At 68.0% G+C, this 13,069-nt stretch carries 8 protein-coding genes; 6 read left to right on the top strand and 2 right to left on the bottom strand.

The window, feature by feature from the left end; all coding sequences use genetic code 11:
* A complete protein-coding gene (locus ACFYO0_RS24335; RefSeq protein WP_388679587.1) occupies window positions 1-1,317 on the bottom strand; it encodes an ABC transporter substrate-binding protein in 1,317 nt (438 codons plus the stop codon).
* A 776-nt stretch (window positions 1,318-2,093) separates the two neighbouring features.
* Here ACFYO0_RS24335 and ACFYO0_RS24330 point away from each other — a divergent pair.
* Window positions 2,094-2,402 carry a hypothetical protein gene (locus ACFYO0_RS24330; RefSeq protein ID WP_388679585.1) on the top strand — a complete coding sequence of 103 codons (309 nt, stop codon included), beginning with the start codon at window positions 2,094-2,096 and terminating at the stop codon, window positions 2,400-2,402.
* A 305-nt stretch (window positions 2,403-2,707) separates the two neighbouring features.
* Here ACFYO0_RS24330 and ACFYO0_RS24325 read toward each other — a convergent pair whose 3' ends face one another.
* Window positions 2,708-5,269, bottom strand: coding sequence for a GH32 C-terminal domain-containing protein (locus ACFYO0_RS24325; protein ID WP_388679581.1), 2,562 nt, complete (start codon window positions 5,267-5,269; stop codon window positions 2,708-2,710).
* 544 nt (window positions 5,270-5,813) lie between these two features.
* On the opposite strand from ACFYO0_RS24325, the gene ACFYO0_RS24320 reads away from it, so the two are divergent.
* The 5 genes from ACFYO0_RS24320 to ACFYO0_RS24300 all read left to right on the top strand — a co-directional run bounded on the left by ACFYO0_RS24320 (window position 5,814) and on the right by ACFYO0_RS24300 (window position 12,942).
* On the top strand, window positions 5,814-6,803 hold the full coding sequence (locus ACFYO0_RS24320) for a LacI family DNA-binding transcriptional regulator (RefSeq protein ID WP_388679577.1): 990 nt from the start codon (window positions 5,814-5,816) through the stop codon (window positions 6,801-6,803).
* A gap of 439 nt (window positions 6,804-7,242) precedes the next feature.
* Window positions 7,243-8,541 carry an extracellular solute-binding protein gene (locus ACFYO0_RS24315; RefSeq protein ID WP_388679574.1) on the top strand — a complete coding sequence of 433 codons (1,299 nt, stop codon included), beginning with the start codon at window positions 7,243-7,245 and terminating at the stop codon, window positions 8,539-8,541.
* A gap of 34 nt (window positions 8,542-8,575) precedes the next feature.
* Window positions 8,576-9,562: a carbohydrate ABC transporter permease gene (locus ACFYO0_RS24310; RefSeq protein WP_388679572.1), complete on the top strand. Its 987-nt coding sequence runs from the start codon at window positions 8,576-8,578 to the stop codon at window positions 9,560-9,562.
* Window positions 9,563-9,568: 6 nt separating this feature from the next.
* On the top strand, window positions 9,569-10,456 hold the full coding sequence (locus ACFYO0_RS24305) for a carbohydrate ABC transporter permease (RefSeq protein WP_388679570.1): 888 nt from the start codon (window positions 9,569-9,571) through the stop codon (window positions 10,454-10,456).
* Between the two features lie 269 nt (window positions 10,457-10,725).
* The gene (locus ACFYO0_RS24300) at window positions 10,726-12,942 is read left to right on the top strand and encodes a glycoside hydrolase family 3 N-terminal domain-containing protein (RefSeq protein ID WP_388679567.1); all 2,217 of its coding nucleotides are present in this window, start codon (window positions 10,726-10,728) and stop codon (window positions 12,940-12,942) included.
* Window positions 12,943-13,069 lie beyond the last annotated feature (127 nt).

The raw sequence follows: 13,069 nt of genomic DNA, 5'->3' as shown, positions 1-13,069 counted from the left end.
TCAGCGGAGGGGCTCAAGTTCGCCTCCGACGGGGATGGCGCTGAAGTTGCCGTTGTCGACGATGACCGGCTCGACGGCGAATTTGCTGCCCCCCGTGGCCTTGCGCCACTGCCCCATGACCAGCGGCTCCGTGGACACGTTCTTCACCGGCCCGGACGTGAAGTCCAGCGGCCCGGCGACGGTGGTGAGCTTGGCCTCGCCGAGGGCGGCCGCCAGTTCCTTGCGGTCCTTGGGGTCGGAGGTTGCCTTCAGAGCGTGGACCGCGACCTCGAAGAGCGCCATGTTGGACCCGATGACCTGGTTCCACTGCTTGCCCGTCGACTTCTCGTAGTCGTCGGCCAGTTGCCGGGAGGTCTGGTCGGTGAGGGTGGACGTGAACGGGAACTGCGGCGACCACCAGAAGCCGGCGGTGAGGCCGTGGCCGAGGGAGCCGAGCGCCTCGATCTGGGAGGGGAACAGACCGGTCTTGGCGATGGACGCGATGCGCGGCCGATAGCCCTGCTGCCGGGCCTGCTTCCAGAAGGTGGCGAAGTCGGGCGGCAGGGGGAAGGTGTTGAAGATCTCCGCGTCCGCCTTCTTGAACGCCGCTATCTGCGCCGAGTAGTCGTTCGTTCCGTCCTCGTACGCTCCCGGGTCGACGATCCTGAACCCGCTCTTCTTCAGCTGCGGCCCGAGCCCTTGCCGAATCGCCTTGCCGTCGGGGTCGTTGGGCCACATGACGCCGACCCGCCGGTTGGTCTCCACCCCGCCCTTCGTCCACAGAGAGGTGTACGCGGTATGGAACTCCGCGACGCCTATGAAGAAGTGGTAGGTGTACGTGAACGGCTTCTCGGGGGTGGCGCCGCGGCCGAAGTACCAGGCCTCCCACGGCACGACGGTCGACAGACACGGGACCTTGGCCGCCTCGCACGCGTCGGCGACGGGATTGACCGTCTCCGGGGTCGAGGTGACGAGCATCAGATCGATCTTCTCGCTGTTGATCAGATCGGCCGCGACCTGCGCGGCGGTCTGCGGATTCGACTGACTGTCGCGGTCGATGATCTCGACCGAGTACTTCTTGCCGCCGATCTGCAACCCTTTTTTGAAGGTGGTGCGCAGCTTCTTCAACAGGAACGCGTTCGGCTCGCCGAAGCCCGCGGCCGGGCCCGTGCTGGGCGAGACATAGCCGATCCGGAGCACCGTGTCGGTCTGCGCCGAGGACTCCTTGATGCCGCCGCAGGCGGTCAGCAGACCGCCTGCGGTGAACAGCCCGGCGGCTCCGGCCGTCCCCCGGATAATGGATCTTCGGGACAAATTGCCGTTCGCGGGTGTGCTCATGGGTGCGCTCATGAATGCCTCCGGGCACGTCGAGGGAGCGGAACTGAGGGTGGTGAAGCTGCTGGGGGAGCCGGAGGGGCGGCTGAAGCCGCTTGGGGAAGCCGGAGCCGGCAGCGGAAAGCGGTGGCGGGTTCCGTCGCGTCCCGGTAGGGCCGGGCAACGTGCCCGATATCAGGAACCCTGATGATGACCCTGATGATGCACACCGTTGCGCCGGATGACAAGGGCATTGCCGAGACGTATCGAACGCGCTCTTCGGCTGCCCCCGCCACGCGCCTCGGGGGGAGAGAAGTTGCCGCGACGGCCTTGACGGGGCCCGCTCGGCAGGCGTAATTCTTTCTCAGGTTTCCTGACATGCGAGCGAGGCGGACGGCGCTCGACGCACGCCTCGTCCCTTCAAATCCCACGCCCACGTGCCCGCACGCACACTCACAGCCACAGCCACAGCCACACCCGCGGACGAAGCCGAGGCCGCAGCCTCACGGCTGCGACCTCGGCACCGCAGATTCCGCGCCTCACTTCGGCGACCAGCACGCCGCCCTTTGCCACCCGGCAGGGGGAGAAGCGCGAGCGTTGGAGGGCCGAAACCACGGACTACCTCGCCGAGCGCGAGGAATCTTCACGAGCCAAGGCCCGACCCTGCTGCACGGACAGGGCGGTTGTTGAGGTTTGTCGAGTACGTGAGCCGGTCCCCTGGGGCTGCTGGCAGATAGCGTGGGCGTGGTGGTTGCTGTACAGCCGCCCCAGCGCATGGCACGAAGGCGGTGCACCCGCCGGTGAGCGACCGCGTGCACGGGCCTGTTGCACAGGAGACCATCCGCTGCGAAGGTGTCGCCGTGTGGATGGCGCTCATGTCCTTGATCCTGTTGCTTGGTGCGGCTTCGGCGGTCGACAAGGCACGCAAGGGACAGTGGTACACCGCAGGAGGGATCTTTCTCCCCATCCTCGGCGCGGATGTGATGCTGTTCGGCGGAGTGGAACGGCATAGCTCGCTGCTCTTCTGGCTGGGTGTCGCCCTCGCTGTCGTCGGATTCGGTCTGGAGCTCATCGCTCACCGGAGAACTCGTCATCCTGTGCCCCAATAGAGGGCCGTTGGTGGTTGGCTGTGGACGAGGTGGTTGCTGTACTCCGCTGCTGTACTGGCTCGGTGCCTGGTCACTCGTAGGAGACCGAGCCGACACCCACCCTCGTCGGCCTCGTGTGAACCCGTCACCTACCGAAATCCCCCGGCCGGGTTCCGGCCGGGGGGTGGACGTGCGGGCCGCCTACCCGGCAACTCGACCTCCGCCGGCACCAGCACCGGCTCCTCGGCCGCGCGGTGATGAGGTCACCTGAGCGTGATCCCGGCTGTCGCGGGGTCGGCGGCCCGGCGCACTGACCTGAGGGCTCGTCACCGCCAGATGGACCTCAGCTGCCACGCCTGCATGCGGTCGAGGGTGGCGGTACCACCTTCGGCGAAGACCTCGACGCCGGTGCTGGAGGGGTCGGGGAAGATCTGGTCGGTGATCACGGCCTCGCCGCTGCCGCCGAAGACCTCGACGGACGACCAGTCGACGAGGATCCGCAGTTTGACCTTGCCGTTCTTGGCCTTCAGGGGTGCGGTCTGGACGCCGGGGAAGGTGCTGTTGAAGTCTCCGGCGCCGGAGCGGGTGCGGTCGACGTACAGCTCCTGGGTCGTGGTGTCGTAGCCGATGACGGTCTCCTCGCCGCCCGCACCGGTGCGCACCTTCAGGCCGAAGCGGTCGGCGTCCTTGAGGGAGAAGGTCGCCTCGATGTCGAGTGCCTTACCCCTGGCCGCGGGGCCGATCAGGGGCTTGGCGGTGCTCTTGACGGTGACGCCTGACGCGGTCGCGGCCGGGCGCTTCTGGCGGAGGGACTCCAGGCTGCCCACCGGCTTGCTCGTCAGCCGGACCCGGCCGTCGACCGTGCGCAGGGCCATCTCCCTCGGAACGCTCTGCGCGCCGCGCCAGGGGGAGGTGGGGACGGACTGGCCGTAGTCCCAGTTGTTCATCCAGCCGATCATGTAGCGCTTGCCGTCCGGTGCGTTCTCCCAGGACACCGCCGCGTAGTAGTCCTTGCCGTAGTCGGCCCAGTCGGCGCGCTGCACGACGGACTTGGCGGGCTTCTCGGCGGCGGTGAACTGGTCGGCCATGACGTGGCCCCAGCCGGCGGTGTTCATGTCGACGACCTGGATCTGCGCCTTCTTGCCGACGTACGGGCGCATGTCGAAGGACGCCCAGTCCAGGCTCTCGCTGTCCGCTCCCGTGGCGCTGCGGACGACCTTGCCGTCGACGAGCAGGTTGACGGACGTCTCCTGGGAGACCGGCGTGGCCTTGGTGTCGGACATCACGATGTGGTCGACGTTGAGGTGGCCCCAGCCGCCGGTGTTGTCGTCGACGATCTTGATCTGCGCCTTCTTGCCGGCGAGGTCGCTGACGTCCCAGGAGGCCCAGTTGAGTGCTTCGGCGTCCTTGCCTGTGGCGCTGCGGACGACCTGGCCGTCGACGAGGAGTTCGACGGCGGTGGGGTTGTCGGAGCCGGCCGGGTGGTTGCCGCCGCCGATGAGGAAGTTGATGTGCTTCTTGTCGATGGTGAATTCGGGTGAGGTGAGGGTGCCCGTGGCGGCGTCGCCGTTCAGGAAGGTGTTGGCCAGCCCGTCTCCCAGGAAGCCCGAGACCTGTCCCTGGTCGGGGAGGGTGCCGGTGGCCGGTGCGGTGCCGAAGGCGTTCCCGGTCGCCGTCCAGTCGCCGTAGGTTCCGCCTTCGAAGTCGGCGAGGACCGTGCCCTCGGGTGGAGTCCTGTCCATGACGGTTCCGGCCTCGTGCGGATGCCGCCCGCCACCGACCTTGAAGTTCAGGTAGGGACTGTCGACGGTGAAGGAGGGGGAGGTGAGGACGCCGGTGGCGCCGTCACCGCCGTGGAAGCTGTTGGCGAGGCCCTTGCCGTCGAAGCCGGTGACGGCCCCCTGCCAGTCAACCGCGCCGGCTGCCGGCCCCCGGCCGAAGGCGGTGCCGGTCGTCGTCCACTCACCGAAGCCGCCGCTCTCGAAGTCCTGGACGACCATGCCGGTGGGAGGTGTGTAGGTGCCCTTGTCGTCCGCGGTGAACTTCTTGCCGTCGAAGTCACCGATGAAGTACTGGGCGGCCGAACCACCCGCGATACCCCCGGGGTTGATGTTGACGACCAGGACCCACTTGATGTTCTTCCTGTCCCCGTCGACGGCGAGCGGGAACAGGTCGGGGCACTCCCACACGCCGCCCGTCGCACCGGCCGGCCCGAACTCACTTTGCAGCTTCCAGTCCTTGAGGTTCTTGGACGAGTAGAACCGCACCTTGTGCTCGGCGGACAGCGACACCGTCATCAGCCAGCTCTTCGTCGGCGCGTGCCACTGGACCTTGGGATCGCGGAAGTTGGTGGAGCCGATGTCGATCACGGGATTGCCCTGGTACTTGGTCCAGGTGCGGCCGCGGTCGGTGCTGTAGGCGAGCGACTGGGCCTGCTTGCCGCCGTCCTTGTAGGCGCTGGTGTAGATCGCCACCATGGGCGGGTTCTTCGTCGTGCCGAACCCGGTGGTGTTGTTCCAGTCGACGACCGCGCTGCCGGAGAACACCATCTCCTCGTCGTCGTGCGACAGGGCGAGCGGCAACTCCTCCCAGTGCACAAGGTCCTTGCTCACCGCGTGCCCCCAGGACATGTCGCCCCAGGAGTTACCGTTCGGGTTGTACTGGTAGAAGAGATGGTATTCGCCCTTGTAGTACACGAGACCGTTGGGGTCGTTCATCCAGTTCTTCTGCGGGGTGAAGTGGAACTGGGGTCTGTAGGTCTCGGAGTACGGAGGGGCGTCGGCCGCGACGGCCTGAGGGGCGAGCGGGGCTGCGGACAGGGCGCAGACCGTCGTCACCGCCGCCATCAGCCGCATGCGGGCATGCCGGGATACGCGTACAGAGCTCATGGTGTCTCCTTGTCCCGCGGTCCGTCCGCACAGCGGTGACTGCGGCCCCGGCGCGGACGGACCGAAAAGTGACACCCTGGCCGACGCCGGCGTCCACGCCGCCGACCAGGGGTGTCAACGTTGACTTGTGTCAGCGATGACATCGAGTGCCCGATTATGAAGCGCGATCCGGCCGGTGCGTCAACGGTGCGGTCGCGATTGTTTCGGGGCGGATCGACAGTCCATCAGGTGTCGCCGACGGTCGCGAACTGTGCCGACTGGTTCGGGCGGGGCGGGCTGGGGCCGGTAAACGAGCAGGTCAGGGCGGTGACCTGGGTGGCGAACCGGCAGGCTTCCGCCTGCATCGCGAGTGACCGAGATCGGCAATTTAACGAGTTGTTTCCGACCTGTTGACCGGTCGGGCCTCTCGGTGCTTCACTTCCGGAACCGGTACCGAAACCGGTTCCGGGACCGCTTCCGGTACCGGTTCCATGGGTCGCTGTACGATCGGCCCCTCGGTGCGGGAGGACGTCTTCCGCCTCTGCAGGGAAGGAGGGGAGGTGACATGGGAGTCACTATCGCCGACGTGGCCGCGCGGGCCGGGGTCAGCAAGACGACGGTCTCGCGGGTGCTGAACGCCAAGGGTGAGATCAACGAGAACACCGTCTTGAAGGTCCGCCAGGCGATCTCGGAGCTCGGCTATGTGCCGAGCGCCGGGGCAGTGGGGCTCGCACGCGGCACAACCCAGATGATCGGCATGCTGGTCCCTGACATGGCCTGGGCCTGGGCCGGCATCGTGCAGGCGGTCGTCGAAACGCTGGAGACCGAGGGCTTCGGACTGCGCATGCTGACCGTGAACCGCGGTGAGGAGTCACTGCGCAGGCTGGGCCTGCAGGTCGCTGCCAAGTCGTTCGACGGTCTGCTGGTGATAGAGCCCGAAGGTGCCCTGGGAGCCATCACGGAACTGCACGAAGCCGGACTGCCGGTGGTGCTGATCGACGACCGCTTCCAGCGGCCGGGATTCCCCTACGTGGCCACCACCAACCGGGAGGGCGGTGAGCAGGCGGCGCGCCACCTGCTGGACATTGGCCGCCGTCGCCCTCTGGTCGTGACCGGTCCCGAGGAGTACGGCTGCACTCAGGAACGGCTGGGCGGCTTCGTCGACGTCTATGCGCAGGCGGGGATCGAGCTCGATCAACGCCGCATCATCGGTGGAGACTTCCTCTTCGACAGCAGCCGGAGCGCGGTCGCACAAGCTCTCGCGGACGGCGTGGAGTTCGACGCGGTCTTCGGGCACAACGACCCCTCGGCGGCCGGCGTGCTCGCGGCCTTGCACGAGGCCGGCCTTCGGATTCCGCAGGATGTCGCCGTGGTGGGGTTCGACGACATCGAGCTGGCGTCGTACACCTATCCGGCACTGACCACCATCCGCCAGCCGATGCGGGAAATGGGTGAGGCAGCGGCCCGTCTGCTGCTCGACCACGTGCGCAGGTCGCCGGAGGCCGCCCCCTCGCGCATCATTCCCACCAGCCTCGTGATCCGTGGCTCGACGTGAGAGTCGAGCTCGAACTGACGTGACGTCATCGCGATGCGCAACTGATGGCGCCTCGCAGCCGGGCGGTGCGTTGCCGGCGACGCACCGCCCCCGTCTCCTTGAAGTCTCGGCGAACTTCTTCGGTCTCGCCTTCCTCGCAAATCCCGGCGGCTGCGCCTGCGTTCACGCGGCACCGCCCACATGCACCCTTCCGCCCGTGCGTTCCCGATCCGGGACACCGAACGATGCGTCCGGCACACCTAGCCCGGCCGCTGCCCACTCCGCGTCGGACGCTCCCGGCGCGACCCGCGACTGACCGCCGACGCCGCTGTCACCGCAGACGGCCTCGCCTCGTGTGCTGACTCATCCGGGCGGCCCGCCCGCTCTCACCCTTCGCCCGCCCGCTCTCACCCTTCGCCACCCCCCGCGCCTGTATCGCCCAACGGCAAGGAGCCGCATCATGCGTATCACCACCCGTCACAGTGTCAGAACCGTCCAGACCCTGTGCCTCACCGTCACGGCGGCCCTGGTGGCCACCGGCTGTGGCCGGAGCGAGGATTCCGGACCCGGCAAGGACGCGCCCGCCGAGATCGGCGCGGGCAAGGCCAAGGGAACGGTGGTCATGTGGAACCTGGGCGACATCGAACCCGCCCTGAAGGACCTGACCAAGAAGTTCGAGCAGGAGAACCCGGACGCCGACGTCAAGATCACCGCGGTCCCGTGGGACGGCGCCCACGACAAGCTGACCACCGCGATAGCCGGCGGCAACACGCCGGACATGTCCATGATCGGGAGTACCTGGATGGCCGAGATGGCCGCCATGAACGGCTTCCAGGCCACCCCGACCTCGATCAAGTCGTCGGACTTCTACCCCGGCCAGTGGGACACCACCAAGTACAAGGACGCCTCCTACGGCGTCCCGTTCACCGCCGACACCACGGTGGTCTACTACCGGACCGACCTCACCGAGAAGGCCGGTATCACGGGTGCCCTGGCCGGCGACCGGGAGGGATATCTGAAGGACCTCAAGGCCATCCAGGCCACCGCCGGGAAGCAGAACCCCAAGCTGCGCCATGCCGCCGGGCTGGTGATGGGCTTCAACTCCTGGGTTTTCTGGGTGCCGATGGTCTGGCAGCAGGGCGGTGACATCTACGACGCCGAAACCAAGAAGTTCACCTTCGATACGCCCGAGGTCGCCAAGGCGCTGGAGTACTGGGCGAGCGTCCCGAAGGAGGGCCTGGCGCCGACCGACAGGTCGGACAGCGTGCAGGGCTTCCGGGACGGGCTGATCGCCACCTATCAGCAGGCCGCGTGGGCCGGTGCCAGCTTCCACAAGGACGCCCCGGAACTGGACGGCAAGTGGAGGACCATGCCGGTGCCGTACTCCGAGCAGCCCGCCGGGTTCGCCGGGGGCACCGACCTGGCGGTGTTCAAGGAGGCCGAGAACCCCGACGCGGCATGGAAGTTCGCCCGGTTCCTGACCGAACCCGCCAACCTCGCCGCCTATGTCAAGGCCACCGGCGGCCTGCCCGCTTCGCCCCAGGCGTGGTCGGACGGGAACCTGAGCGCGGACGAGAACATGAAGCCGTTCGACGAGCAGCTCAAGGTCAGCAAGGCGCCGCCCGCCATCACGACCTGGCAGCAGATCGCCGACGCCATCGACTCCGAACTGGAGAAGCTGGCCCTCGGCAAGGCCACCGTCGCCGAGGTGCAGAAGGCGCTGCAGTCCAAGGCCACCAGCATCGGCACCGGCCGCTGAGCGCCACCGCCATGAGCACCCCTCGTACGGACGGATGACATCCATGTCCACGAAAACGCTCCCCGGGCGGGGCGACACCGACAAGCAGAGCACCGCGGGGCCGGAGCGGAGTGCCGGACGCCGGCACTTCCCGCTCCGGGGCATGGCGCGCGGCAGACAGGCCCGGGCCGCCTGGATCCTCGCCGCGCCCTTCCTCGCGCTGTTCGCGACCTTCATGCTGCTCCCGTTGGTCTGGTCGCTGCTGATGAGCCTGACCGACACCAGCAGCGCCGACCTGCGCACACCCCTGAACGTGTCGTTCATCGGCCTCGACAACTACGTGCGGCTCTTCCAGGACGAGCAGTTCTTCACGGCCCTGCGCAACACGGCCGTGTTCGTCCTGGTGGCCCTGCCGTTGACGCTGGCCGCCGGGCTTGCCGCGGCGGTCGCCCTCGACCGCGGTATCCGGCGCTTCAGGGCCGTCTTCCGGGTCGGCTTCTACCTGCCGGTGATCACCAGCATCGTGGCCGTCGCCGTGGTGTGGAAGACGCTCCTCGAACCTCGCGCGGGCCTGGTGAACCTCGTCCTGGGCTGGTTCGGGATCGACGGACCGGCCTGGCTGGCGGACACCCGCTTCGCTCTGCCCGTCATGATCGTGATGGCGGTGTGGCGCAACCTCGGCACCGTCATGATCATCATGCTGGCGGGTCTGCAGTCCGTTCCCCAGTCCCTGATGGAGGCGGCCGAACTCGACGGCGCCGGGGCCTGGCAGCGGTTCTGGCGGGTCACCTTCCCGCTCCTGCGTCCGGCCCTGCTGCTGACCGCCGTGACCACGGGCATCGGCTATCTGCAGTTCTTCGACGAGCCGTTCGTGATGACCGACGGAGGACCGCTGGACTCCACCCTGTCGGCCACGTTGTACGCCTACAAGCAGTTCGGCAACGGCAATTACGAGATGGCGTCGGCGGCCAGCTACGTCATCTTCGTCCTCATCGTGGCGCTGACCGTGCTGCAGTTCCGCGTGCTGCGAGACAAGGACTGACGACCCATGAGCACCCTCTCCACACTCCCAACGCCGCACCCGGGCACGGACCGCGTGCTGAGGCGCCGCCGCATCCGCCAGACCTGGGGCCAGCCCTGGCTGTATCTTCCGCTCGCCGGCGCCCTGCTGCTGATGATCGCGCCGTTCCTGTGGATGCTGTCCGGCTCCTTCAAACCCGAGGCCGACATCCGCCGAGTGCCGCCCGTCCTGGTACCCACGGCGCCCACGACATCCAACTACGGTGAGCTGTTCAGCACGCTCGACTTCACGAGCATGTTCGCCAACTCCGTGATCGTGGCCCTCGCCGTCACCGCGGGCAACCTGATCTTCTGCTCGATGCTCGGATACGCCCTGGCCAAGCTGGAGTTCCGCGGACAGCGCGCCGTATTCCTGCTGGTCATGGGGACGCTCATGATCCCCGGCCTGGTCACGTTCGTCCCCCTGTACGTGCTGGTGGCCAACATGCAGCTCACCGGCTCCCTGCTCGGCCTGATCCTGCCGTTCCTGGCCAGCCCCTTCGGAGTGTTCCTTATGCGGCAGTTCATCTCCACCCTGCCCGACGAGCTGATCGACGCCGCCCGCGTCGACGGCTGCCGCGAACTGGCCATTTTCGCGAAGATCATCCTGCCGCTGACCAAGCCGGCCCTCGCCACGCTGGGGATCATCACCTTCCTCGGCTCCTGGAACAACTTCCTGTGGCCGCTGGTCGTGGCCCAGAACGAGAGCCAGTACACCCTCCCTGTCGGCCTCGCCCTGGCCAGCAGCGGACAGTCCTTCACCCGCTTCGGCATCTTGCTCGCCGGAGCCGTCGTCGTCCTGCTGCCGGTGATGATCGTCTTCTTGATCTTCCAGCGCCAGTTCGTGGCCGGCATCGCCACCACCGGCCTGAAGTGACCCACCACCGGCCTGAGGTGACACCCCGGCTCCCACCCCGCCGCCCTGTGCCGCACCGGTCCCGCCCGATGCGGCGGGCAGCCGGCGGGCGAGCCCCTCCGCGGCAGGCGAAAGCGTCCTTGCGACGAAGCGCTCGCCGTCGCCAATCAACTCTCTGACCTGTGTCGACTCATTCCTTGGAGACCAAAGTGGGACAGCCGGTCCGCCCTGCCGCGTACCTGGATCCGGAAGCATCCGTGGAAGCAAGGATCGAGGACTTGCTGTCACGGATGACCCTTCCGGAAAAGGTCGGGCAGTTGCTGATGCTCGACGCCCAACACGGTGACCTGGCGGACATCGTGTCGGCCAAGCTCGCCGGATCGGTCCTGCACGTGTCACCCGCGCTGATGCCCGAGGCCATGGAACTGGCCCGGCGGACACGGCTCGGCATTCCGCTGCTGACAGCCGACGACGGCATCCACGGCCACTCGTTCTGGCCGGGCGCGACCATCTTCCCGACCCAGCTGGCCATGGCCTGCACCTGGGACCCCTCTCTGCTCCGGCGGGTCGCCCGTGCAGCCGCGATCGAAATCGCGGCGACCGGAATCCACGGGACGTTCTCCCCGGTGCTGTGCATCACCCGGGACCTGCGCTGGGGCCGGATCAACGAGACGTTCGGCGAGGACCCGTTCCTGATCGGTGAACTCGGGGCGGCGATGGTGCGCGGCTATCAGGGTGAGGGCCTCGGCGACCCGACCGCCGTGCTGGCGTACGCGAAGCACTTCGCGGGCTACTCCGAGACCCTCGGCGGGCGCGACGCGAGCGAAGCCGATCTCAGCCCGCGCAAGCTGCGCTCGTGGTTCCTGCCCCCGTTCGAGCAGGCGGCTCGGGCCGGCTGCCGCGCCTTCATGCTCGGGTACCAGTCGATCGACGGGGTGCCCATCACCGCGAACGAGTGGCTGATCAACGATGTGCTCAAGGGCGAGTGGGGCTTCACCGGCACGCTGGTGACCGACTGGGACAACGTCGGCCGGATGGTCTACGACCAGCGGACCTGCGCCGACCACGCCGAGGCGGCGGCGGTCGCCGTCAACGCCGGCAACGACCTCATCATGGCCACACCCGCGTTCTTCGAGGGCGCCCAGGAGGCGGTCGCCCGCGGCCTGATCGAAGAGAAACAGATCGATGACGCGGTACGGCGGGTCCTGCGGCTGAAGTTCGAGCTCGGGCTCTTCGAGGACCCCCGCACTCCCGACCCCGAGCGGCAGGCGCAGGTGATCGGTTGCCGCGCACACGCCGACCTCAACCTCGAGACCGCCCGTCGTTCCCTGGTGCTGCTGCGCAACGAGGGCATCCTGCCCCTCGATGGCGGGTTGACGGCGGACGGAACCGGCCGCGCCGCGAGCCAGGGCACCCCGCGGACGATCGCGGTCATCGGCCCCAACGCCGACAGCACGGAAGCCATGCTCGGCGACTGGGCGGGCGCCACCGGCCAGGTCCCCTGGATGCCCGAAGGACATCCCCGCGAGTCGGTGGAGACGGTGCTCGACGGCCTTCGCGCCGTCGCACCCGCCGACTGGACCATCACGCACTCCCGCGGAGCCGACATCGCAAGCCCCGCCTCCACCTCCGAGTGGTCCCTCGGACCCGACGGCCAGCCACAGCCGACCGTCTTCACCCCCGCCCCGGTCGACCAGGCACAACTTCGGGAGGCCACCGCGGCCGCGGAGGCCGCCGACTACGCCGTCGTGGTCGTGGGGGACACCATCGACCTCACCGGCGAGGTGCGCTCCACAGCCACACTCGACCTCCAAGGCGGCCAGATCGCTCTGCTGGACGCGGTGGCCGGCACAGGCACACCGATGATCGTCGTACTGGCCCAGTCCAAGCCGAGCACCCTCCCCGCCTCGGCACTGAACGCGGCAGCACTCATCGAGGCGTTCAACCCGGGCATGCGCGGTGGCCGCGCCGTCGCCGAACTCCTCCTCGGACTCATCGAGCCCAGCGGCCGGCTCCCGGTCTCCTTCGCCCGCCACGTCGGACAGCAACCGGTCTTCTACAACCAGGTGCGAGGCCAGCACGGGAACCGCTACGCGGATCTCACCCAGGACCCCCTGTTCGCGTTCGGCGAGGGCCTCACCTACACCACCGTCACCTACTCCGACCTGGTCGTGCACGACCCGGACGTCACCGCCGACGGCACCGTCGACGCCACGGTACGACTCACCAACAGCGGCAGCCGCCCGGCCCTGGAAACGGTCCAGGCATACATCAGCGACCTGACCACCAGCGTCACCTGGGCCGAGCAGGAGCTGAAGGGTTTCACCCAGGTCGAAATCCCTCCCGGCGAAAGTCTGGACGTCCGCATCGGCATCCCTGCCGCGCAGTGCTCACTCGTCACGGCCGACAACCGCCGAGTGGTCGAACCAGGTGAGTTCGCACTCCGCGTCGGCCCCAGCTCACGACGGGAGCAGCAACTGAGCGCAGAATTCCGCATCCGGACCTGAAGGCCGTATCCGGACCTGAAGCCTGTATCCGGACCTGAAGCCCGCATACAGGCTCGAAGACCCCGCCCCGCCGGCCTGCCGCCCCGCCGAACCGAGGGCCGGCGGGGCGGGCCCCATCTGGAATACC

The sequence above is a fragment of the Streptomyces sp. NPDC006365 genome (assembly GCF_042870755.1).
In the GTDB taxonomy this organism is placed as follows: Bacteria; Actinomycetota; Actinomycetes; order Streptomycetales; family Streptomycetaceae; genus Streptomyces; species Streptomyces xiangluensis.
The sequence above is the reverse complement of the archived record's forward strand: the minus strand, read 5'-3'. Positions and strand labels throughout refer to the sequence as shown.

Bases quoted from the DNA above. Each gene is read 5' to 3' on its own strand.
- ACFYO0_RS24335 (WP_388679587.1), bottom strand. From the start codon at position 1,317: ATGAGCACACCCGCGAACGGCAATTTGTCCCGAAGATCCATTATCCGG.
- ACFYO0_RS24325 (WP_388679581.1), bottom strand. From the start codon at position 5,269: ATGAGCTCTGTACGCGTATCCCGGCATGCCCGCATGCGGCTGATGGCG.
- ACFYO0_RS24320 (WP_388679577.1), top strand. From the start codon at position 5,814: ATGGGAGTCACTATCGCCGACGTGGCCGCGCGGGCCGGGGTCAGCAAG.
- ACFYO0_RS24315 (WP_388679574.1), top strand. From the start codon at position 7,243: ATGCGTATCACCACCCGTCACAGTGTCAGAACCGTCCAGACCCTGTGC.
- ACFYO0_RS24310 (WP_388679572.1), top strand. From the start codon at position 8,576: ATGACATCCATGTCCACGAAAACGCTCCCCGGGCGGGGCGACACCGAC.
- ACFYO0_RS24305 (WP_388679570.1), top strand. From the start codon at position 9,569: ATGAGCACCCTCTCCACACTCCCAACGCCGCACCCGGGCACGGACCGC.
- ACFYO0_RS24300 (WP_388679567.1), top strand. From the start codon at position 10,726: ATGACCCTTCCGGAAAAGGTCGGGCAGTTGCTGATGCTCGACGCCCAA.